Below are 21,685 nucleotides of genomic sequence, written 5' to 3'. Positions count from 1 at the left end.
GAGCGGCAGCGGCCGGGGCCGGGGTGGGCTCCGGGGCGGGAGCGGCGGCGGGGGCCGGGGCGGCCGGAGCCGGCGCGGCGGCCGGGGCCGCACCCGCGGCACCGATGACGGCGAGCTTGGCGCCGACCTCGGCGGTCTCGTCCTCGCCGACCACGATCTCCAGCAGGGTGCCGGAGGCCGGGGCGGGGATCTCGGTGTCGACCTTGTCGGTGGAGACCTCCAGCAGCGGCTCGTCGGCCGGGACCTCCTCGCCGACCTCCTTCAGCCAGCGGGTGACGGTGCCCTCGGTGACGCTCTCGCCGAGCGCGGGGAGGACGACGTCGGTGCCCTCGGCGCCGCCCGCGGGGGCAGCGGCGGGGGCGGGAGCCTCGGCCGCGGGGGCCGGGGCGGGCTCGGGCTGCGGCTCGGCGGCCGGAGCCTCGGCAGCGGCCGGGGCCGGAGCGGCAGCCGGCGCACCGGTGCCGTCGTCGATGACGGCCAGCTCGGCGCCGACCTCCACGGTCTCGTCCTCGGCCACCTTGATGGCGGTCAGGACGCCGGCGGCCGGGGCCGGAATCTCGGTGTCGACCTTGTCGGTCGACACCTCGAGCAGCGGCTCGTCGGCCTCGACGCGCTCACCCTCGGCCTTGAGCCAGCGGGTGACGGTGCCCTCGGTGACGCTCTCGCCGAGCGCCGGCAGGGTTACGGAAACCGCCATGGTTTCAGTTGCTCCTTACAAGTGTGGTGCGGATGTGGTCGCGCCCGGGACCGGGATCAGTCGTGGGAGTGGAGAGGCTTGCCGGCCAGGGCCAGGTGGGCCTCGCCGAGCGCCTCGTTCTGCGTCGGGTGCGCGTGCACGAGCTGCGCAACCTCGGCCGGCAGGGCCTCCCAGTTGTAGACCAGCTGGGCCTCACCGACCTGCTCGCCCATACGGTCACCGACCATGTGGACGCCGACCACGGCACCGTCCTTGACCTGGACGAGCTTGATCTCGCCCGTGGTCTTGAGGATCTTGCTCTTGCCGTTGCCCGCGAGGTTGTACTTGAGAGCGACGACCTTGTCGGCGCCGTACAGCTCCTTGGCCTTGGCCTCGGTGATACCCACCGAAGCGACCTCGGGGTGGCAGTACGTCACGCGCGGCACGCCGTCGTAGTCGATCGGCACGGTCTTCTGACCGGCCAGCCGCTCCGCCACCAGCATGCCCTCGGCGAAGCCGACGTGCGCGAGCTGGAGGGTGGGAACGAGGTCACCGACGGCCGAGATGGTCGGCACGTTGGTCTGCATGTACTCGTCGACCAGGACGTAGCCGCGGTCCATCGCGACGCCCTGCTCCTCGTAGCCGAGGCCCGCCGAGACCGGCCCGCGGCCGATCGCGACCAGCAGCACCTCGGCCTCGAAGGTCTTGCCGTCGGCGAGGGTGACCTTGACGCCGTCGGCGGTGTACTCGGCCTTGTCGAAGAAGGTGCCGAGGTTGAACTTGATGCCGCGCTTGCGGAAGGCCCGCTCCAGCAGCTTGGAGCTGTTCTCGTCCTCGACCGGGACGAGGTGCTTGAGGCCCTCGATGATGGTCACGTCGGTGCCGAAGGACTTCCACGCGGAGGCGAACTCGACGCCGATGACGCCGCCGCCCAGCACGATCGCGGACTTCGGCACGCGGTCCAGCGTGAGCGCGTGGTCCGAGGAGATGATGCGGTTGCCGTCGATGTCCAGGCCCGGCAGCGACTTCGGCACGGAGCCGGTCGCCAGCAGGATGTGGCGGCCCTGGACCTGCTGGCCGTTGACCGCGACGGAGGTCGGGGAGGACAGCCGGCCCTCGCCCTCGATGTAGGTCACCTTGCGGGAGGCGACCAGCCCCTGGAGGCCCTTGTACAGGCCCGAGATGACCTCGTCCTTGTACTTGTGGACGCCCGCGATGTCGATGCCCTCGTACGAGGTCTTGACACCGAACTGGACGGCCTCACGAGCCTGATCCGCGATCTCACCGGCGTGCAGCAGAGCCTTGGTGGGGATGCAGCCGTTGTGCAGGCAGGTGCCGCCGAGCTTGTTCTTCTCGATCAGGGCGACGTCCAGGCCCAGCTGCGCCCCGCGCAGGGCAGCGGCGTAACCACCGCTACCGCCTCCGAGGATCACTAGGTCGAAAACGGTGCTGGCGTCGTTCGCCACGTCACGTCCTCCATGCATGGGTACGCCGGAGCCGGTCTCCAATGACCGGACGGCGGCTGTGGTTCGGCCGCTTTTACTTCGGCCCTGGGTAAGGGGGGCCCTGTCCTGCCGAGAACCCATCTTCGCACTTGTTCCACGAAGCCGGGACGGCGGGCCGGGCTGTGGGACGGCGATCGGCCGCCCCGTACGGGTTACTGAGGCGTACGGAATATGCGGTACCGCGCGGCATCACCGGGGAGGGGCGGTGGCCGGAAACGCGTGGACGTACGGATTTCGTCGAGGGCGAACGCGGGACGGCCGCGCGGCGCACCCGTGCCGACGGCCCCGGGCGGGCTGCCCGGGGCCGTGGCGGATATCACGGGCGACGGCGGGGGGAGGCCCCGGCGCGGCCGTCAGCCCAGGTCGCCCGCGGCGGTGCGCTCGGCGAGCCGGACCAGGGTGCGCACCGCGGATCCGGTGCCGCCCTTGGGGGTGTAGCCCCAGGGCGCGCCCTCGTGGAAGGCCGGGCCCGCGATGTCCAGGTGGGCCCAGGTGATGCCCTCGCCGACGAACTCCTTCAGGAAGAGGCCGGCGACCAGGCCGCCGCCCATCCGCTCGCCCATGTTGGCGAGGTCGGCGACCGGGGAGTCCATGCCCTTGCGCAGCTCGGACGGCATCGGCATCGGCCAGGACTGCTCGCCGGCCTCCTCGGCGATCTCATGGACCGCGGTACGGAAAGCGTCGTCGTTGGCCATGATCCCGAAGGTGCGGTGGCCCAGCGCCAGCACCATCGCGCCGGTCAGGGTGGCGACGTCCACGATCGCGTCCGGCGACTCCTCCGACGCGCGGGTCAGCGCGTCGGCCAGCACCAGCCGGCCCTCGGCGTCGGTGTTGAGCACCTCGACGGTCTTGCCGCTGTACATGGTCAGGACGTCACCGGGACGGGTGGCGGAGCCGGACGGCATGTTCTCGGCGAGCGCCAGCCAGCCGGTGAGGTTCACCGCCAGGCCCAGCCGGGCGGCGGCCACGACCGTGGCGAACACCGCGGCCGCACCGCTCATGTCGCACTTCATGGTCTCGTTGTGGCCGGCCGGCTTGAGCGAGATGCCGCCCGAGTCGTAGGTGATGCCCTTGCCGACCAGTGCCAGGGTCTTGTCGGCCTTGGGGTGGGTGTACGCGATCCGCACCAGCCGCGGCGGGGCCTGCGAGCCCTGGCCGACGCCCATCAGACCGCCGTAGCCGCCCTTCTTGAGCGCCTTCTCGTCGAGCACCTCGACCTTGAGGCCGAACTCCTTGGCCGCCGCCTGCGCCTCGGCCGCGAAGGTCTTCGGGTCCAGGTCGTTGGGCGGCATGTTGATCAGGTCACGGGCGCGGTTGACCTCCGCGGCCAGCGCCTCGGAGCGGGCGGCGGCGGCCTTGAAGTCCTTGTCGCGCGGCTTGGTGCCGAGGAGCGCGACCTCCCCGAGCGGCGCCGACTTGGCGTCGTTCTTCTTGCCGTCCTTGCCGTTCGCGGCGCCGTTGCCGCGGTTCGCGGCGTAGGAGTACGCGCCGAGCAGCGCGCCCTCGCCCACCGCGGCGGCCGCCTCGGCGTCCTCGACGGGCAGCGCGAAACCGGCCTTCTTGCTGCCGGTCAGCGCGCGGGCGGCGCTGCCCGCGGCGCGCCGCAGCGCCTCGTGGCCGAAGCCGTCGCCCTTGGCCGGCGCGTCACCGAGGCCGACCGCCAGTACGACCGGTGCCTTGAGGCCGTCCGCGGCGGGCAGCTTGGTCACCTCGCCCTCGGCACCACTCGCACCGAGGGTCTCCAGCACGGCGGCGAGCTTGCCGCCGAATGCCTTGTCCACGGCTTCCGCGCCGGGGGCGACAACGACGCCCTTGGCGCCCTTGGCCACGCCGACGACGACGGCATCCGCGCGCAGCGTCGCGGCGGATGAAGTACTGAGGGTCAGTGCAGTCACGGTGATGAGGGTCCTGTTCCGTCCGGGGAATCCGTCTGCGCGCAGCGCGCTGCTCCGGCTGAGCCTACGCTCGGCGGCGCCACAAGGCCCGTCCGATAGCACACCGGCACATAACGGTGCCCCGGCGGTTGCCGGCATGCCGGGTGAACTGCCCTTCCGTACACGCGAGTTGGGTACGCGGAAGAGGCCGCAGGGGCAGGCTAACCGAGCGTCAGCACGACCAGTGCCGCGAGCCCCGCGCTCTCCGCGAGCGCCCCGAACACATCACCGGTCACCCCGCCGAACCGGCGCCGGCAGTGCCGCAGCAGCAACTCGCCCAGCCCGAGGCCGCACAGCGCCGCGAGCCCGGCGTGCAGCGCGCCGTACGGGCCGAAGCCGACGCCGGCGGCCGCGCATCCGGCGGCCACCAGCACCGCACACAGCAGCGCCGCGCGCGCCGGGACGGTGCCCGCGACCGCCGCGCCGAGTCCCTCCGGACGGGCGGCCGGCACCCCCGCGCGGGAGGCGAGGGTCAGCGCACCGCGGGCGGTGACCGCCGCGACGGCCGCCGCCACCGCGCCGTGCGCCCAGCCCTCCGCGTACCGCTCGGACAGCGCGGCCACCTGCGCCAGCAGGGTGAACAGCAGCGTGATCACCCCGAACGGGCCGATGTCGGACTGCTTCATGATGCGCAGCGCGTCCTCGGCGGGCTTGCCGCTGCCCAGGCCGTCGGCGGTGTCGGCGAGCCCGTCCAGATGCAGCCCGCGGGTGAGCAGGGCGGGCACCGCGGCGCTGCCGACCGCGGCGAGCAGCGGCCCGCCGCCGAGCACCAGCAGCGCCCCGCCCACCGCGGCCGCGCACAGCCCGACGACCAACCCGGCCAGCGGTGCGCAGAGCATCCCGCCGCGCGCCGCCGCCCGGTCCCAGCGGGTGACGCGGACCGGCAGCACGGTCAGCGTGCCGAACGCGAAGCGCAGGGCGTCGGACGGGGCCACGGGAGCGGGGGTCTCGGTCACCGCGGCAGGCTATCCGGGCGTCCGCCGCGTTTGACTGCCGGATCCGGCCGCCCGGACAGGGCCTAATGGTGGCTATGTGTCCTTACGCGACAAAGGGGAGCGTGTGGGATGGGCCACTGGTGGTACCGCAACATCGTCGAGCCGGGGAAGCTGCCGCTGCTGCTCGCGCTCGCCTCGTTCGTGCTGACCTTCCTCGTGACCCGGTCCGTCACCCGCCTCATCCGCGCCGGCAAGGGCCCGTTCCGCAACATCACCCCGGGCGGGGTCCATATCCACCATGTCGTCCCCGGGGTGGCGCTGATGGTCCTCGGCGGCTTCATCGCGCTGGCCGGCGGCCGGCGCGGCTTCGGCACCGGGGTCGCGGCGGTGCTCTTCGGCATGGGGGTGGGCCTCGTCCTGGACGAGTTCGCGCTGATCCTGCACCTCGACGACGTGTACTGGACCGAGGAGGGCACCAAGAGCGTCGAGATCGTCATCCTCACCGTCGCCCTGGTCGCCCTGATCCTCGGCGGCTTCCTGCCGTTCGGGGTCAATGAACTCAGTGCGGACGAGGAGACCGACCGCTTCACGGTCGTGCGGACGGTGGCCGTCAACTTCCTCTTCGCGGTGATCGCCCTCATCAAGGGCAAGGGCCGGATCGCGGTCATCGGGGTCTTCGTGCCGTTCGTCGCGCTCTTCGGCGCGATCCGGCTGGCCCGGCCGAACTCCCCCTGGGCCCGGCGCTTCTACCGCACCCGCCCGAAGGCGCGGGCCCGCGCCCGGGTCCGCGCCTACCGTCACGACCGCCGCTGGTCGGCGCTGCGCCGCAGGGTCGAGGACTTCATCGGGGGTGCGCCGAGCCGCTGACCCGCTGGGCGCCCCCCGGCTTCCGCGGCGACCACAGCTCCACCAGCCCGCAGACCACCAGCACCGCCAGCACCGCCGCGACATGCTCCTTGCCCGCGAGGTTGTTCTTGATCGACACCACCTCGACGACCATCGCCACCGCCACCGCGGCACAGGTGAACCAGGCGCGATAGCGCCAGCACACGAACACCGCCAGCCCCACCACGGCCGCCGACGGCCCGGTGTCGGTGACGTACTTGTCCGAGTCGGGCAGCCCGAGCGGGCTCACCGGGCCGATCCAGATGCCGATCCGGGCGTACATCGTCCCGGCGAGCGTGGCGAGGTAGGCGACGGCCAGCAGCCGCCGCCGGCCCACACAGATCTCGGCGATCCCGAAGACCACCAGGATCTGCGCCAGGGCACCCCACACCGGCAGGTCCAGCGCGGGCACGAACAGCGACAGCGGGGTGCGCAGCAGCGCCAGCCACAGATGCTCATCGGCCTGTACGGAGCCGATGTTCTGGATCGTCCGGTAGCCCCAGGACTGGTTCTGCACGAACTGGAAGACCAGGGTCAGGCCCACTGCCGTGAGCGTCACCGGGATCGCCCGCAGCCGCGAGGCGGCCGGCGCGGCCCGTACCGTCCGCAGCAGCGGGCCCCACTCGGCGCGGGCGGCACGACGCAGCACGGGCATCCCTCCCCGGCCCGGCGCGGGTCCTTCCCGCCGCCCCGCCCCAGCGGAGGTCATCTCACCTGCTCCAGGTGCTTGCGGTTCAGCCACTTGGGCAGACCGGGTGCTTCCAGAAAGCCTTCCGCGCGGCCGGCGGCGATTCCGATCCGCAGCAAATCGGTGCTCTTTTCGAAGAGCATGTACCGCGGCTCCCAGATCGGCCGGTATTTCGCATTGGCGCGATAGAGCGATTCGATCTGCCACCACCTGGAGAAGAAGCTGAGCAGCGAGCGCCACAGGCGCAGCACCGGTCCCGCGCCGAGTCGCGATCCACGTTCGAAGACGGAACGGAACATCGCGAAGTTGAGCGAGAGTTGCGTGACCTCCACCTCTTTCGCCCTTTGGATCAACTCCAGGACCATGAACTCCATCAGCCCGTTCTCGGAGTTCCGGTCCCGCCGCATCAGATCCAGCGAAAGGCCCTTCTCGCCCCACGGCACGAAGCTGAGCAGCGCCCGCAGCTCCCCGGCTTCCTCCCCGGTGCCGCCGCTCCGGCATTCGAGCATCACGCAGCGCCCGTCCCCGGGGTCGCCGAGCCGGCCCAGCGCCATCGAGAAACCGCGCTCGGTCTCCCCGTCGCGCCAGTCGTCGGCCAGCTCCAGCAGCCGGTCCATCTCCGCGGCGGGGATGTCCTCGTGGCGCCGGATCCGGACGGTGTAGCCGGCCCGCTTGATGCGGTTGAACGCCTGCCGCACGGTGCGCATCGCCCGGCCGTCGAGGGTGAACTCCGCGGTGTCCACGATCGCTTCGTCGCCCAGCTCCAGCGCGTCCAGACCGTGCCGGGCGTAGATCGTGCCGCCCTCCTCGCTCGCCCCCATGACCGCCGGCGCCCAGCCGTGCTCCCGTGCCTCGGCCAGCCACACCTCGATCGCCCCCGGCCATGCCTCGGGGTCGCCCAGCGGATCGCCGGAGGCCAGCGAGACCCCGCCCACCACGCGGTAGGTGACCGCGGCCTTGCCGCTGGGGGAGAACAGCACGCTCTTGTCGCGCCGCAGCGCGAAGTAGCCCAGCGAATCGCGGTCGCCGTGCCGCGCCAGCAGGGCCCGCAGCCGCTCCTCGTCGTCCGCGGTGATCGCCTCGGTGCTCCGTACCGACCGGAAGGCCGCCCACAGGACCGCGACCAGCAGCAGCGTGCTCAGCACATTGATCGCGACATTGACCCAGTTCGGGGTGGCGATCTCCGGGAAGGAGCGGTCGTCGGCGGCCAGCGACACCAGCCGCATCAGGCCGTAGCGCCAGCGCTGCACGAAGGTCGAGGGACCGGCCGCGGTGTTGGTGACGGTGACCAGCAGCGCCGCGAGCAGCGAGGCGGCCAGCAGGCCGCCGGCCGCGACCGCCGCCGCCAGTTTCGGGTTCGCCCGGTCGCCCTTCGCCGAGAATTCCCGGCGTCCGGCCACCAAGGCGACGGCGAACAGCGCGGTGAATGCCAGCGACACCCAGTTCTGCACATGGCCACGGAACTCCGGGGCCACCACCATCCCGAAGGCGATCAACAGCGTCAGCAGCCCGGACAGCACCAGATTCAGAATCCATGCCGCCCGCTTGCGCCGCCGCAGGGTGACCGACAGGAACAGCGAGAAGGCGGCGGAGGCGAAGCCCGCCGTCAGCAGATACGGAGTGAAGAATTCCGCGCTGTTGTGCCGGCGGATGTCATTGCCGAAGGACACCCACACCGCACTCAGGAAATTGAGGAAGGTGACGGTGCGCAGATACCAGATGCCGAACGCGGCACCACGCTGTGACCATGAGCCGCGCGGGCGGCCGTCGTCCGGACTCAAGCGATGTCTCCCATAAAACGTGTAAAGCGCGATCTTATGGGGCGCCGCCGTCGGTCCGGTACGGGCGTGAAGTGAGCGCCCGGGTCCGGGCCCCCGCCCGGGCGCTGCCGGTGGCGCCGGCCGCGGTGGGCCGGCTCCGGGTCAGTCGCGTACGGGCAGTTCTGCCGCCAGGGCCGCGGCCGCCTGCACCAATGGCAGGGCCAGCAGCGCCCCCGTCCCCTCACCCGCAGTGACGCCGTGGTCGAGCAGAGGGTTGAGTGCGATCCGGTCAAGGGCCTTCGCCTGCGCCGGCTCCCCGCTCGCCTGCCCGGCCAGCCACCAGTCCGGCGCCCGGAACGCCACCCGCTGCGCCACCAGCGCGCAGGCCGCCGAGACCACCCCGTCGAGGATCACCGGAGTACGGCGCACCGCGCTCTGGAGCAGAAAACCGGTGATCGCGGTCAGATCCGCGCCGCCGACCGTGGCCAGCAGCTCCAGCTGGTCGCCGAGCACCGGCCGGGCCCGCCGCAGGGCGTCGCGGATCGCCGCGCACTTGCGCATCCACGCCAGATCGTCGATTCCGGCGCCGCCCCGGCCGGTGACCACCGAGGCGTCCGTCCCGCACAGCGCGGCGATCAGCGTGCTCGCCACCGTCGTCCCGCCGACGCTCAGATCGCCCAGCACCACCAGGTCGGTGCCGGCGTCCGCCTCCTCGTCCGCGATCGCCATCCCGGCCCGGAACGCCGCCTCGGCCTCCTCGGCCGTCAGCGCGTCCTCGACATCGATCCGTCCCGAACCCCGCCGCACCCGGTGCCGGGTGACCTCCTCGGGCAGCTCCTCCGGGTCGCAGTCCACCGCCAGGTCCACCACCCGCAGCGGCACCCCGGTGTTCCGCGCCAGCACCGCGGCCGGGCTCGCCCCGTCCAGCACGGCCCGTACGAGATCCCGGGTGCCGCCGGCCGGCCGGGCCGACACCCCCAGCTCCGCCACCCCGTGATCGCCCGCGAACAGCAGCACCCGCGCCCGCCCGACCGGCCGCACCGGCACCTGCTGCTGTGCGGCGGCCAGCCATTCGCCCAGTTCGTCGAGGCGGCCGAGGGCTCCCGGCGGCACGGCCAGCCGCGCCCGCCGCTCCTCGGCGTCACGGCGCACACCGCCGTCGGGGCGCTCGATCAGATGGGCGAAGTCATCGAGGTTCAGGGCGCTCATTGGGCGCAGATTACCGTCAACGCACCGCTGACGAGGCCCGCCGGGGGGAACGGGCCGCCGCGAACCGCACCTCGCACACCAGGGGCGTCAGCGCACCCAGCACCGGCAGCCGGCGGAGCCACCCCGCCGGGCCGACCTCGCGCACCGCGACGATGCCGGGGTGCGCGCCGGCCACCCGCGGCAGCTCGGCCCGGTCCAGACCCCAGCGCACCGGACCCGGCCACCGGCCGCCGCCCGGCCCGGCGGCCCGCCGGGCGAGCACCGTCGCCGTCCGTGGCAGGGCGTCAAAGACCAGCGCACCACCGGGAAACCGCTCCGCACACACCGCCAGCAGCGCACGCACCGCGGGCGGCGGCAGCCGCATCAGCACCCCCGGCGCGGTGACGACGACCCCCAGCTCCGGCTCCCGCACCGCGTCCAGCCAGCGGTGATCGGTCACCGCGCGGGCGACCGTACGCCGCCGGGGACCGTCCGGCAGCAGCATCCGGCGCACCGCGGCGGTCTCCGGTGCCAGCACCGTCAGCCAGTTCAGCCGCCCGTTGTCCAGCCGCCAGAAACCGGTACCGAGCCCCTCCCCGAGCGCGACCACCGTCGCCTCCGGATACCGCGCCAGGTAGCCGCGTACGGCCGCGTCGAAACGCCGCCCACGCGCCCGCGGCTCACGGAGGGCTCGCGCGCCCCACCCGTCCGGCGCCGCCGTCTCGGTCCGCTCGGATTCGGTCACGGGTCAAGAGCACCCGGCGCCGCGCCCCCGGGCAAGCGGACACGGTGCCCACCGGGCCTCCGTCATCCACGCAGCGCAAGCCGATGCCGGTCACCGGCCACCGGCCACCGGTCACCGGCCACCGGTCACCGGCCACCGGTCACCGGCCACCGGTCACCGGGCCCAGGGCCTCCGTCATCCCCGCAGCGCCAGCGCCTGGCCCGCGACGACCAGCAGCACCTGCTCGCACTCCGCGCCGAACGCCGCGTTCAGCCGCCCCAGTTCGTCCCGGAACCGCCGGCCCGCCGGGGTCGCCGGGACGACGCCGGAGCCGACCTCGTTGCTGACCGCCACCACCCGGCGGTGCGTCGCGCGCACCGCCGCCACCAGCGCGTCGGTCCGCTCCCGCAGCGCCCGCCGGCCACCGGCCTCCCAGGTCGCGTCGTCCCACGCCCCGACCTCGTCCATCACATGCGTCAGCCAGAGCGCCAGACAGTCGATGAGCAGCGGTGCCGCCTCGGCCGGCCGCCGGGCGCCGGGGTCCGCGCCGGGCTCGGTCGCGGCCAGCAGCGGCACCAGATCGCAGGTCTCGACGGTGCGCCAGCTGTTCGGGCGCCGGTCGCGGTGCAGCGCGACCCGCTGTGCCCAGTCCTCGTCGCCGTCCCGGGTGCCCCCGGTGGCCACGTAGACGACGTCAGGGAAGGCCACCAGCCGCCGCTCCGCCTCCACCGACTTCCCGCTGCGCGCGCCGCCCAGCACCAGCGTGCGGCGCGGCAGATCCGGCACCGCGTGGAACTCACCGACCCGCAGCGTGCTGCCGTCCGCCACCGCGCGGGCCCCCACCGCCGCCAGCCGCCGGTGCAGCTCGGGCCCCGGCGGCACCTGGTGGTCCAGGTGCACCGCCAGCACATCCGTCGCCGCGTCGACCGCCCCGCTCGCCCGCAGCCTGGCCAGCGCCTCGGGCCGTCCCAGCACATCGAGCAGCACCAGGTCGTACGGGCCGCCGCCGCCCGGGCCCAGGTCACCGCCGCCCGCCGTCCGGCCGTTGCCGTCCAGTCCGGACGGGGCCGCGCCCGGCGGCAGATACAGCAGCCGCTGGCCCTCGGCGCCGGAGATCTCGTAGCCGGTCCCCGGGATGTCCACCGCCAGCGCCCGCACCCGGTGCCCGTCGAGCAGCGCCAGCTCCCGCCCGTCCGCGACCCGGCCCGGCTGCGGCAGCCCGGCCGGCACCTCCAGCACCGGACCGTCGTGCGGATGCGAGAGCAGCACCTGCCGCACGCCCGCCAGCGACTGCCCGGCGCGGGCCGCCGCGAAGGCCGGGCCCGGCGTCAGATCGATCAGCAGCGCACCGTCGACGAGCAGCGCGGTGGCCGCCCGCGCCTCGTCGCCGACGGCGGTCGCACAGGCGGCACACGGGCAGCCGGGGCGCGGCAGCCCCTGCGGGGCCCCGGTGCCGAGGAGAGTCACATCCACACCGTCGAGTTTCTCGCGTCCCCGCCCGGCGGGCGCGGCGGGGGCGGACTCGACACGGCCGTTAGGCTGCCGATCAGCACGGAAGAACGGCCCGGCGGAGGGCACTTCGGCGCGCTCCGCGGTGGCACAGACTCGTACTCGGTGGGATCCAGGAGGCGCAGATGGCGTGGACGTGGCGGTTCGAGAAGGCCGACGGTTCGGAGACGGCGCCGGCCGTGCAACCCGAGGAGTTCACCACGCAGGGCGACGCGGAGTCCTGGATCGGCGAGGAGTGGAAGGCCCTCCTGGAGGGCGGCGTCGACCAGGTCAGGCTCTTCGAGGACGGCACCGAGATCTACGCGGGCCCGATGAGCCTGCACGCGGACGCGGCGGGCTGAGAGCCGACGACGCCGGGCCGGACCCCTGAGGGGTCCGGCCCGGCGTCAAGGATTCGGTCGCGCCGGCCCTACGGCTTCTCGCCCCGCTTCACCTGCGGCTTCGGCAGTCGCAGCCGCCGCATCTGAAGCGTGCGCATCACCGCGTACGCCTTCACGCCCTTGAGGTTCTCGTTCGGGAAGCGCTCCTGGAGCAGCTTGCCGAGCCGGAACCAGATCAGCACCGAGTCGAGCACGATCAGCACGATGATCACGAGCCACAGCAGCAGCGCGATGCTCTGGATCGACGGCACCCGGATCATGGTGAGCACCAGGATCACCACGGCCATCGGCAGGAAGAACTCGGCGACCGCCCAGCGGGAGTCGACATAGTCCCGCGCGAACCGGCGCACCGGTCCCTTGTCGCGCACCGGCAGATACCGCTCGTCGCCGCTGGCCATCGCCTCACGCTGGCGGGCCATGTCGGCACGGCGCGCCTCACGCTGGGCCTTGGCCGCGTCCTTGCGGTTGGCCGGCGTATGCGCACGCGAGCGGCGCTGCGACTGGGCGTCGCTGCGCTTGGGCGTCGGGCGGCCCTTGGGGGCCTGCGGGTCGCGGGGCTGCTGGGGCTGGTCCGCGGTCACCTTGGCGGTCGCGGCCTGCTCATCCTTCGAACGGCTTCGGAACACAAAACCCAAGGGTACGTGCTCGCCGCGGGTGAGCCACGGTCCGACGGGGAACGATCCGGCAACGGCGCGTCCCGGGACGGGTGCCTTACCAGGACAGAAGCCCCTTCCGACCAGGACAGACCGGACATCGCGCCGGTTGTCCGGACTCTCCCTACTCCTTGCGCGGGAGAAGCCGCACCCCCCGATCGTCCTGGAGGAGGAGCGCATCCGGGCGCGAACAGTGCGGTAATGGAACCAGGGCCCGTACTGTGGGGTCTGTAGATGTGCTGGAGCCTAAGCCCGAGGTGACTCGGTCAGAAGGGGGCGCGCGAGGCCCATGAGCGATGGTGTCATGAAGCGGATGGGGATGATCTTCCGCGCGAAGGCCAACAAGGCCCTGGACCGGGCCGAAGACCCGCGCGAAACCCTCGACTACTCGTACCAGAAGCAGCTGGAGCTGCTTCAGAAGGTACGCCGCGGCGTCGCCGACGTGGCGACCTCCCGCAAGCGCCTGGAGCTACAGCTCAACCAGCTCCAGGGCCAGTCCGCCAAGCTGGAGGACCAGGGCCGCAAGGCGCTGGCGCTCGGCCGCGAGGACCTGGCCCGTGAGGCGCTGACCCGGCGCAGCGCGCTGCAACAGCAGGTCACGGACCTGGAGACGCAGCACCAGACGCTTCAGGGTGAGGAGGAGAAGCTCACGCTCGCGTCGCAGCGGCTCCAGGCCAAGGTCGACGCCTTCCGTACGAAGAAGGAGACGATCAAGGCCACCTACACGGCCGCCCAGGCACAGACCCGGATCGGCGAGGCGTTCTCCGGCATCTCCGAGGAGATGGGCGACGTCGGCATGGCCATCCAGCGCGCGGAGGACAAGACCGCGCAGCTCCAGGCCCGGGCCGGTGCCATCGACGAGCTGATGGCCTCCGGTGCGCTGGACGACCCGTCCGGTATGGCCAAGGACGACATCACCGCCGAACTGGACCGGCTCTCCGGCGGCAGCGACGTCGAACTGGAGCTCCAGCGGATGAAGGCCGAGCTCTCGGGTGGCTCGTCGGCCGGCCAGCAGGCCATCGAGAGCGGGCAGAACGGTGCCGCGCAGTCACCGCCGCAGCAGGACGGGCCGCGTTTCGACAAGCAGTGACGGACGGCGGCGGTTAGCCTCGCAGGGATCGTCGGACCGGACCAAGGGAGACCGTCGTGATCGTACGGATCATGGGGGAGGGCCAGGTGAAGCTGGACGACGCCCACTTCACCGAGCTCAACAAACTGGACGATGAGCTGCTCGCCGAGACGGAGAGCGGCGACGAGACGGGCTTCCGGCGCACCCTCGGGGCCCTGCTGGAAGCGGTGCGCCGTATGGGCACACCGCTTCCCGACGACGCCCTGGAACCGTCCGAACTCATCCTCCCCGCCCCGGACGCGACCCTTGGCGAGGTCCGGGAGATGCTCGGCGACGACGGCCTCATCCCCGGCTGAAACCTGGCCGGTCCCGGCCCGCACACTCCACTCCAGCGCACCGCGCCCCGGCCCCGCGAGGGACCGGGGCGCTACCGTTTGCTCTTGTGAGCCTCCTCGACCCCCGCCCGGACGCGCCCCGAGCCGGCCGCTTCCGGTGGCACCGGAAGCATCCGCTCGCCTTCGACGCCGTCGTGGCCGGGGCCGCCTTCGCGTGCATCCTGTTCGGCGCGGTGGCCGATCCGCACGGGCCGCACGGCCCGCGGTTCGTCGGGCACGAGCCGTCCGCCACGACCGTGGTGCTGGCCGCGCTGGCCTGTGCCGCGCTGGTCCTGCGCCGCCGGCTGCCCCGTACGGTCCTGGCGGTCACCGGCGCGCTCACCGTCATCGAGCTGGTCGCCCGCTCCAGCGACCCCCGCGCCCCGGTCGCCGCCTCCGCCGTGATCGCCCTGTTCACCCTCGCCTCGCGCACCGACCGGCCCACCACCTGGCGGGTCGGCGCGCTGACCGTCGTGGGGCTGACCGCCGCCGCGATGCTTTACGGGCCCCGCCCCTGGTACGCCCAGGAGAACCTCGGCATCTTCGCCTGGACGGGCATGGCCGCGGCGGCCGGTGACGCGGTCCGCAGCCGCCGGGCCTTCGTGACCGCCATCCGCGAGCGCGCCGAACGGGCCGAGCGCACCCGTGAGGAGGAGGCCCGGCGCCGGGTCGCCGAGGAGCGCATGCGCATCGCCCGTGAGCTGCACGATGTCGTCGCCCACCACATCGCGCTGGTCAACGTCCAGGCCGGGGTCGCCTCACACGTCATGGACAACCGGCCCGACCAGGCCAAGCAGGCGCTGGCACACGTCCGGGAGGCGTCCCGTTCGGCGCTGGAGGAACTCCGCGCCACCGTCGGCCTGTTGCGGCAGTCCGACGATCCCAAGGCGCCGACCGAGCCCGCCCCGGGCCTCGGGGTGCTCGATCAGCTCGTCGACGGGTTCGTCCGGGCCGGCATACCGGTCGACCTGGACATCCCGCCGGAGCCGCGGCCGCTGCCCGCCTCCGTCGACCTCACCGCCTACCGCGTGGTCCAGGAGGCGCTGACCAATGTCCACAAGCACGCCGGTGAGGGCGCCCGTGCCACGGTACGGATCAGCCACTCCGACACCACGCTGACCGTGACCGTCCTGGACGACGGCGCGGGCCGGGCCGGCATCCCGCGGCAGAAGGGCGGCGACCGGCCGCCCGTGGAGGCGGGCGGGCCCGGCGAGCCGGAGGACAGCGGCGGCGGCCACGGCCTGATCGGGATGCGGGAGCGGGTCTTCGCGCTGCGCGGCACGGTCGTGACCGGCCCGCGCGCGGCCGGCGGCTTCCAGGTCCGGGTGACCCTTCCGCTCCAGACCGTCCGTACGGGGGAGACATTGTGACGATCAAGGTGCTGCTCGTCGACGACCAGGCGCTGCTGCGCAGTGCGTTCCGGGTGCTGGTCGACTCCGAGCCGGACATGCGGGTGGTGGGGGAGGCGTCCGACGGGGCCCAGGCGTACGAGCTGACCCGGGCCGAGCGGCCCGATGTCGTGCTGATGGACATCCGGATGCCCGGTGTGGACGGCCTGGCGGGCACCCGCCTGATCAGCGAGGACCCCGAACTGACCGACGTCCGGGTGGTCATACTGACCACCTTCGAGGTCGACGACTACGTGGTCCGGTCGCTGCGGGCCGGCGCCAGCGGCTTCCTCGGCAAGGGCGCGGAACCGGACGAGATGCTGAACGCGATCCGGATCGCGGCCGCCGGTGAGGCGCTGCTCTCGCCCGTCGCCACCAAGGGCCTGATCGCCAAGTTCCTCGCGCAGGGCGGCAGTTCCGCCGACGGCGGGCCCGGCGGCCGGGGCAGCGAGCGGCTGGCGACGCTCACCGGCCGGGAGCGGGAGGTGCTCATCCTGGTGGCCGGCGGGCTGTCCAACGACGGCATCGCCGAGCAGCTGGAGGTCAGCCCGCTCACCGTCAAGACACATGTGAACCGCGCGATGGCCAAGCTGGGCGCCCGGGACCGTTCCCAGCTCGTCGTCATCGCCTACGAGTCCGGACTCGTACGCCCACGGGTGCAGTGAGGGTGGGGCACCCCCTACTCCGAACGCGGTACGGCTTACGGCCGGAAACCGACTTGCGAGCGAGGAGAACCGGCCACGGCATGGCGGAAGGTGTAGGTGGGCCCGAGAACGGTCCCGCCGACTTCGTAGAACAGAAGAGAGACCCCACCCATGACCTGGCTGTCCCGACTCAGCCTCGTACAACGGGGCCTGATAGCGCTGATGTCGATCGTGGCGATCGCCTTCGGCGCCATCGCGATCCCCCAGCTGAAGCAGCAGCTCCTGCCGTCCATCGAACTCCCGATGGTGTCCGTCCTGACGCCGTATCAGGGCGCCTCGCCCGATGTCGTCGAGAAGCAGGTGATCGAACCGCTCGAGGACGGCATCCAGGCGGTCGACGGCATCAAGACCGTCACCTCGACGTCCAGCGAGGGCTCGGGCGTCATCATGGCGCAGTTCGACTACGGCAATGACTCCAAGCGGCTGGTCGCCGATGTCCAGCAGGCCGTGAACCGCGCCCGCGCGAAGCTGCCCAAGGACGTCGACCCGCAGGTGGTGGCCGGCTCGACGGACGACATCCCCACCGTCGTCCTCGCCGTCTCTTCCTCGGGCCGGGACCAGCAGAGCCTCGCCGACCAGCTCGACCGCAGCGTCGTACCGGACCTGAAGAACATCGACGGCGTCAGCCAGGTCACGGTGGACGGCGTCCAGGACCGGATCGTCGCGGTCACCCCCGACGACCGGAAGCTCGCCGCAGCCGGGCTGACCTCCCAGGCGCTCGGCCAGGCGCTGGAGGCCGGCGGCACCTCGGTCCCCGCCGGTTCGTTCGCCGAGGACGGCCGGAGCAGGACCGTGCAGGTCGGCGCGGGCTTCAGCTCCGTACGGCAGATCAAGGACCTGCGGATCGCACCGGCCGCGGGCGGCGACGGTGCCGGTCCGGGCGCGGGCGCCGGCCGGCCGGCCGAAGCGGTCCGGCTCGGTGATGTCGCCACGGTCAAGGAGGAGTCGGCCACCCCGACCTCCCTCACCCGCACCAACGGCAGGCCCAGCCTCGCCGTCAGCGTGACGATGGACCAGGACGGCAGCGCGGTCGACATATCCGACGCGGTCAAGGACCAGCTCCCCGAGATCCGTCAGGACCTGGGCAAGGGCGCCGAGGTCACGGTCGTCTCCGACCAGGGCCCGGCGGTCTCCAAGTCGATCGAATCGCTGACCACCGAGGGCCTGCTGGGCCTGGTCATGGCGGTCATCGTCATCCTGGTCTTCCTGCTCAGCCTGCGCTCCACGCTGGTCACCGCGGTCTCCATCCCGCTCTCGGTCGTGATCACCCTGATCGTGCTGTGGACCGGGGATCTCTCGCTCAACATGCTCACCCTCGGCGCGCTGACCATCGCGATCGGCCGCGTCGTCGACGACTCCATCGTCGTCCTGGAGAACATCAAGCGGCACCTGGGCTACGGCGAGGAGCGCCGCGAGGCCATCCTCTCCGCGGTCAAGGAGGTCTCCGGCGCGATCACCTCCTCCACCCTCACCACGGTCGCGGTCTTCCTCCCGATCGGTGTGGTCGGCGGCATGGTCGGCGCCCTCTTCGGCTCCTTCTCGCTGACGGTGACCGTCGCCCTGCTCGCCTCCCTGATCGTCTCCCTGACGGTCGTACCCGTGCTGTCGTACTGGTTCCTGCGCGCCCCCGAGATCCCCGAGGGCAGCGACCCGGAAGAGCTGCGGCGCCAGGCCGAGGAGAAGGAGACCCGCAGCCCCCTCCAGCGCCTCTACGTCCCGGTCCTGCGCTTCGCGACCCGCCGCCGGGTCACCAGCGTGGTCATCGCCGTCGTCATCCTCCTCGGCACCTTCGGCATGGGCCCGCTCCTGAAGACCAACTTCTTCGACCAGGGCGACCAGGGCACCCTCACCCTCAAGCAGGAGCTCAAGCCCGGCACCAGCCTCGGCACGTCCGACAAGCAGGCCAAGAAGGTCGAGAAGCTGCTCGCGGACACCGACGGCGTCGCGGACCACCAGGTCACCATCGGCTCCTCGGGCTTCATGGCGGCCTTCGGCGGCGGCACCGGCGCCAACCAGGCCACCTACCAGCTCAAGCTGGCCGACGACGCGGACGCCGACAAGGTCACCGGCGATCTGCGGGACGGCCTCGACAAGCTCGGCACGTCCATCGGCGACACCAGCGTCACCGCGGGCAACAGCTTCGGCAACCAGGACCTGAGCGTGGTCGTCAAGGCCGCCGACGGTGAGGTGCTGAAGAAGGCCGGCGAGCAGGTCCGCAAGGCCGTCGCCGGGCTCGACGACGTCACCGACGTCCAGAGCGACCTCTCCCAGAGCGTCCCGCGGATCTCCGTGACGCCCAACGCCAAGGCGGCCGCGGCCGGTTACAACCAGACCACCCTCGGCGGCGCGGTCACCCAGGCGGTCCGCGGCACCACCAGCGGTACGGCGGTACTGGACGACACCGAGCGCGACATCGTGATCAAGTCGGCCCACCCGGCCACCACCGAGGCCGAGTTGAAGAACCTGGCCGTCCCGACCCCGGCGGGCCCGGCGAAGCTCGGCACCCTCGCCACCGTGCGGACCGTGCCCGGCCCGGTCCAGATGACCCGGATCGACGGGGCCCGCTCGGCGACCATCACCGCCAAGCCGACCGGTGACAACACCGGAGCGGTCAGCGCCACCCTCCAGAGCAAGATCAACGGTCTGAAGCTGCCGGACGGTGCCACCGCGGAGATCGGCGGCGTCTCCCAGGACCAGTCCGACGCGTTCTCCTCGCTCGGCCTGGCGATGCTGGCGGCCATCGCCATCGTCTTCATGCTCCTGGTGGGGACCTTCCGCTCGCTGGTCCAGCCGCTGATCCTGCTCGTCTCGATCCCCTTCGCGGCGACCGGCGCGATCGGCCTGCTGGTCGCCACCGGCACCCCGCTGGGCGTGCCGGCGATGATCGGCATGCTGATGCTGATCGGCATCGTGGTCACCAACGCCATCGTGCTGATCGACCTGATCAACCAGTACCGGTCGCAGGGTTACGGCGTCGTGGAGGCGGTCATCGAGGGCGGCCGCCACCGCCTGCGCCCGATCCTCATGACGGCGCTGGCCACGATCATGGCGCTGCTGCCGATGGCCCTGTCCATCACCGGTGACAGCGGCTTCATCTCCCAGCCGCTCGCCGTGGTCGTGATCGGCGGTCTGATCACCTCCACCCTCCTCACCCTCCTCCTCGTCCCGACGCTCTACGCGATGATCGAGCTCCGCAAGGAGCGCCGGGCGGCGAAGAAGGCCGCGAAGCGGTCCGGCCCGGCCGGTCCGCAGGCCGAGGAGTCCGACCGCGCACCGGAGCCGGCGAGCGTCTGACCACGGCCCGGACGGCGGGAGTTCGGCGAAGCTCCCGATGAAGAAACGATGCCCCCGCAAGCCGGCGCTTGCGGGGGCATCGTGCCGGGCATCCCGTCTCGGGGCGGCCGGACCGCTCCGCCACCGACGAAGGGGGACCGCAATGGGGAAGCACGGCGACGGCAAGGGCGGCGAGGAAGGCGACCGGCAGCAGAGCCCGAAGGAATCCGACGGCCAGTGGACCAAGCCGGTGACCGATCCGCCGAAGAAGTAAGGGGCGTGTGATGTCCTCGCCGGGCCGCCTGCTGGAAATCCTCCGCAACAAGGGCGCGTTGACGCCGGAATGGGAGCCGGCCGTCGCCGCGGTCGACCGCGCGCATTTCGTACCGGACACCTTCGAAGTGGGCGACCGCACCGTCTCCCGATCCGCGGACGAGACGGAGTGGCGGCGGATGGTCTACGCCGACTTACCGCTGATCACCCAGCACAACGACGGCCGGTCCGTGCCGGGCCAGGTCGCCTTTCCCACGTGCTCGACGTCCATGCCCTCCCTGATGCTGGCCATGGCCGCGATCGTCCGGGACGGCGACACCGTATTGGAGATCGGCACCGGCACCGGCTACCACGCCGCCTGGCTCGCCCACCGGCTCGGCGAGGACCGCACGACCAGCATCGAGACCGACAAGGCCCTCCACGACATCGCCCGGGACAATCTCGCGCGGGCCGGCCTGCACCCGCATCTGGTGTGCGGCGACGGCCTGGCCGGGGTGCCGGAGCGGGCGCCGTTCGACCGCACCATCGCCACCTGCACGGTCCGCGACATCCCGTACGCCTGGGTGCGGCAGACCGCCCCGGGCGGCACGATCCTCACCCCGTGGGGCTCCTCGTTCCACTCCTACTCGTTCGCCACCCTCACCGTCCGGGACGGCCGCGCCACCGGCGGCTTCTCCGGCCGCCCCGCCTTCATGTGGGCCCGACAGCAGCGCCGCTCCTACGGCCGCATCCGCGACTGGTACCACGGCGAGGAGGGCGACCGCGCGACGACCGCCCTCGACCCCCGCGTCCTGGAGGAGAACCCCGACGCCCGCTTCGCCGTCGGCCTGCGGGTCCGGGACGCCTGGCCCCTGCTCTGCCCCGCCGACGACGGCAGCGACGAGGCCACCTACTGGCTCTTCGACGACGCCCGCACCTCCTGGGCCACCGTCGAATACGTCCCCGGCCAAAACAGCTACGAGACCGAACAGCACGGCCCGCGCCGCCTGTGGGACGAGGTGGAGTCCGCCTACCGCGACTGGACCGCCGAGGGCAGCCCTCCACGGGACCGCTACCGCCTCACGGTCACCGCCGAGGGACAGACCGTGTCGCTGTGACGGCCGACGGGCGGCACGCATTCGGCGGAGCACCTCTCGCCGATCACCAGGAGTGCTGGTTTTGTGGCGGATGCTGCCGAACCGACGAAAGGTGAGCGAGCGTGCCGTCCGTCCTGGCCCGCGGGGCCGCCCCCGTAACCGCCGCCGGGCTCGCCCTGGCCCTGACCCTCGCGGCCGCCCCGCCCGCCACCGCGGCCCCGGGCGAGGTCCGGGTCCGCGTCGGCGTCACCGGCGGCCCGTACACCGCCAGCGTGGGACTCGTCATCACGGGCCCGCGCACCATCGACGGCTTCTACTGCGCCGCCAACGGCATCGACCCCACGCCCCTCACCGCCCTGGTCGACGCCGACGACCAATACGGCCTGGGCGGAGTACGCACCCGCTGGGACGCCGCCACCCAGGATTTCGTCGTCACCGAAATCCACGGCGACGCCGCCGACGCCAGCAAAAAATGGAACGCCTACGTCAACGAAAAAAAGATCACCACCGCCCCCTGCCACACCGCAATCAAGGGCGGCGACAAAATCCGCTGGACCCTGGAAGCCGCAACCTGACCAGGAACCCCCCCCATCCGGCGCCCGCCCCCACTCATCGAATCCAACCCACCCACGGGAGGGGACGGGCCGGAGGGGCCGGTGTGTGGGACGTAAAGCGAAGCAGTCCCACACAC

At 72.5% G+C, this 21,685-nt stretch carries 19 protein-coding genes; 9 read left to right on the top strand and 10 right to left on the bottom strand.

The genetic code is table 11. From position 1 onward, the window contains the following. The 4 genes from ACFWJW_RS36325 to ACFWJW_RS36310 all read right to left on the bottom strand — a co-directional run. Positions 1-697, bottom strand: a 697-nt coding sequence (locus ACFWJW_RS36325) for a biotin/lipoyl-containing protein (protein ID WP_387249287.1), incomplete at its 3' end; no start/stop codon positions are given. A 56-nt stretch (positions 698-753) separates the two neighbouring features. Further along, positions 754-2,142: a dihydrolipoyl dehydrogenase gene (lpdA, locus tag ACFWJW_RS36320; RefSeq protein WP_387249285.1), complete on the bottom strand. Its 1,389-nt coding sequence runs from the start codon at positions 2,140-2,142 to the stop codon at positions 754-756. A gap of 392 nt (positions 2,143-2,534) precedes the next feature. Beyond that, complete coding sequence (locus tag ACFWJW_RS36315) at positions 2,535-4,076, bottom strand: leucyl aminopeptidase (RefSeq protein ID WP_387249283.1); 1,542 nt, start codon at positions 4,074-4,076, stop codon at positions 2,535-2,537. Positions 4,077-4,276: 200 nt separating this feature from the next. Further along, on the bottom strand, positions 4,277-5,071 hold the full coding sequence (locus tag ACFWJW_RS36310; protein WP_387249281.1) for an adenosylcobinamide-GDP ribazoletransferase: 795 nt from the start codon (positions 5,069-5,071) through the stop codon (positions 4,277-4,279). Between the two features lie 108 nt (positions 5,072-5,179). On the opposite strand from ACFWJW_RS36310, the gene ACFWJW_RS36305 reads away from it, so the two are divergent. Then, positions 5,180-5,917 carry a hypothetical protein gene (locus tag ACFWJW_RS36305; protein WP_387249279.1) on the top strand — a complete coding sequence of 246 codons (738 nt, stop codon included), beginning with the start codon at positions 5,180-5,182 and terminating at the stop codon, positions 5,915-5,917. Here ACFWJW_RS36305 and ACFWJW_RS36300 read toward each other — a convergent pair. The 5 genes from ACFWJW_RS36300 to ACFWJW_RS36280 all read right to left on the bottom strand — a co-directional run bounded on the left by ACFWJW_RS36300 (position 5,892) and on the right by ACFWJW_RS36280 (position 11,768). Then, the gene (locus ACFWJW_RS36300; RefSeq protein WP_387249277.1) at positions 5,892-6,644 is read right to left on the bottom strand and encodes a hypothetical protein; all 753 of its coding nucleotides are present in this window, start codon (positions 6,642-6,644) and stop codon (positions 5,892-5,894) included. The genes ACFWJW_RS36305 and ACFWJW_RS36300 overlap by 26 nt on opposite strands. Continuing rightward, positions 6,641-8,404 carry a phosphatidylglycerol lysyltransferase domain-containing protein gene (locus ACFWJW_RS36295; RefSeq protein ID WP_387249275.1) on the bottom strand — a complete coding sequence of 588 codons (1,764 nt, stop codon included), beginning with the start codon at positions 8,402-8,404 and terminating at the stop codon, positions 6,641-6,643. The genes ACFWJW_RS36300 and ACFWJW_RS36295 overlap by 4 nt, the downstream gene beginning before the upstream one ends. 141 nt (positions 8,405-8,545) lie before the next feature. Further along, positions 8,546-9,592, bottom strand: coding sequence for a nicotinate-nucleotide--dimethylbenzimidazole phosphoribosyltransferase (cobT, locus tag ACFWJW_RS36290; RefSeq protein WP_387249273.1), 1,047 nt, complete (start codon positions 9,590-9,592; stop codon positions 8,546-8,548). 16 nt (positions 9,593-9,608) lie between these two features. Next, positions 9,609-10,316, bottom strand: coding sequence for a class I SAM-dependent methyltransferase (locus tag ACFWJW_RS36285; protein WP_387249270.1), 708 nt, complete (start codon positions 10,314-10,316; stop codon positions 9,609-9,611). A gap of 174 nt (positions 10,317-10,490) precedes the next feature. Further along, the gene (locus ACFWJW_RS36280; protein WP_387249268.1) at positions 10,491-11,768 is read right to left on the bottom strand and encodes a bifunctional adenosylcobinamide kinase/adenosylcobinamide-phosphate guanylyltransferase; all 1,278 of its coding nucleotides are present in this window, start codon (positions 11,766-11,768) and stop codon (positions 10,491-10,493) included. A gap of 161 nt (positions 11,769-11,929) precedes the next feature. Between ACFWJW_RS36280 and ACFWJW_RS36275 the strand changes: the two genes are divergently transcribed. Beyond that, positions 11,930-12,145, top strand: a complete 216-nt coding sequence (locus ACFWJW_RS36275) for a hypothetical protein (protein WP_387249266.1) — start codon at positions 11,930-11,932, stop codon at positions 12,143-12,145. Positions 12,146-12,213: 68 nt separating this feature from the next. Here ACFWJW_RS36275 and ACFWJW_RS36270 read toward each other — a convergent pair whose 3' ends face one another. Continuing rightward, entirely contained in the window at positions 12,214-12,810 is a 597-nt protein-coding gene (locus ACFWJW_RS36270; RefSeq protein ID WP_042161893.1) for a DUF3043 domain-containing protein, read from the bottom strand. A gap of 316 nt (positions 12,811-13,126) precedes the next feature. On the opposite strand from ACFWJW_RS36270, the gene ACFWJW_RS36265 reads away from it, so the two are divergent. The 7 genes from ACFWJW_RS36265 (at position 13,127) to ACFWJW_RS36235 (ending at position 21,569) form a co-directional block, all read left to right on the top strand. After that, positions 13,127-13,927 carry a PspA/IM30 family protein gene (locus ACFWJW_RS36265; protein ID WP_387249264.1) on the top strand — a complete coding sequence of 267 codons (801 nt, stop codon included), beginning with the start codon at positions 13,127-13,129 and terminating at the stop codon, positions 13,925-13,927. 56 nt (positions 13,928-13,983) lie between these two features. Then, on the top strand, positions 13,984-14,262 hold the full coding sequence (locus ACFWJW_RS36260) for a hypothetical protein (protein WP_387249262.1): 279 nt from the start codon (positions 13,984-13,986) through the stop codon (positions 14,260-14,262). Between the two features lie 86 nt (positions 14,263-14,348). Beyond that, complete coding sequence (locus ACFWJW_RS36255) at positions 14,349-15,650, top strand: sensor histidine kinase (protein WP_387249260.1); 1,302 nt, start codon at positions 14,349-14,351, stop codon at positions 15,648-15,650. Further along, the gene (locus tag ACFWJW_RS36250; protein ID WP_387249258.1) at positions 15,647-16,333 is read left to right on the top strand and encodes a response regulator; all 687 of its coding nucleotides are present in this window, start codon (positions 15,647-15,649) and stop codon (positions 16,331-16,333) included. Before ACFWJW_RS36255 ends, ACFWJW_RS36250 begins: the two co-directional genes overlap by 4 nt. A gap of 150 nt (positions 16,334-16,483) precedes the next feature. Then, positions 16,484-19,666, top strand: a complete 3,183-nt coding sequence (locus ACFWJW_RS36245; protein ID WP_387249255.1) for an efflux RND transporter permease subunit — start codon at positions 16,484-16,486, stop codon at positions 19,664-19,666. A 263-nt stretch (positions 19,667-19,929) separates the two neighbouring features. Further along, complete coding sequence (locus tag ACFWJW_RS36240) at positions 19,930-21,015, top strand: methyltransferase domain-containing protein (protein WP_387249253.1); 1,086 nt, start codon at positions 19,930-19,932, stop codon at positions 21,013-21,015. A 101-nt stretch (positions 21,016-21,116) separates the two neighbouring features. Further along, positions 21,117-21,569 carry a hypothetical protein gene (locus ACFWJW_RS36235; protein ID WP_387249251.1) on the top strand — a complete coding sequence of 151 codons (453 nt, stop codon included), beginning with the start codon at positions 21,117-21,119 and terminating at the stop codon, positions 21,567-21,569. Positions 21,570-21,685: the final 116 nt, after the last annotated feature.

This window comes from Streptomyces sp. NPDC127097, from assembly GCF_042724075.1.
In the GTDB taxonomy this organism is placed as follows: Bacteria; Actinomycetota; Actinomycetes; order Streptomycetales; family Streptomycetaceae; genus Streptomyces.
Note: the sequence above shows the minus strand (reverse complement) of the source record. Positions and strands in the feature narration are given on the sequence as shown.